This window comes from Streptomyces sp. DH37 (genome assembly GCF_029813835.1).
GTDB lineage: Bacteria > Actinomycetota > Actinomycetes > Streptomycetales > Streptomycetaceae > Streptomyces.
Window position 1 is genome coordinate 1 of sequence record NZ_JARVKV010000243.1, and the last position, 392, is coordinate 392.

Consider the following 392-nt stretch of genomic DNA (forward strand, 5'->3'; position numbering starts at 1 on the left):
CGCGCCAGCTGCGGGAGCTGGGCCGGACCAGCCTGCACCACCGCTTCCCCGAGCTGCACCGGGTCGAGCGCGCCGAGCCCATCGAGCTCGTCGCCGGGCTGCCGCCGGTCCACCCGCTCACGGTCGGCTGGTGAGCGGATGAAGGTCCACGCGGATCGCGACCGCGGCATCGGCGCCGGACTGTGCGCGCTGAACGCCCCGTCGGTGTTCGACCAGGACGACACCGGCCTGGTGGTCGTGCTGAACGACTCGCCCACGGACGCCGAGGCCGCGGACGCCCACACGCTCGCCGAGGACATCTGCCCCTCCAAGGCCATCCTGATCTCGGACGGCTGAGGCCACCGCCCCGTCCCGCCACGGGCCGCGGGTCCGGCGCCCTCCCGCACGGGCGC

1 protein-coding gene is annotated in these 392 nt (G+C 75.5%); it reads left to right on the top strand.

Annotation, left to right across the window (positions count from 1 at the left end):
• Positions 1–138: 138 nt before the first annotated feature.
• Positions 139–336, top strand: a complete 198-nt coding sequence (locus QC029_RS30860) for a ferredoxin (protein ID WP_279559138.1) — start codon at positions 139–141, stop codon at positions 334–336.
• Positions 337–392: the final 56 nt, after the last annotated feature.

Excerpts from the sequence above, each read along its gene's own strand:
- QC029_RS30860 (WP_279559138.1), top strand. The coding sequence starts at position 139 with ATGAAGGTCCACGCGGATCGCGACCGCGGCATCGGCGCCGGACTGTGC.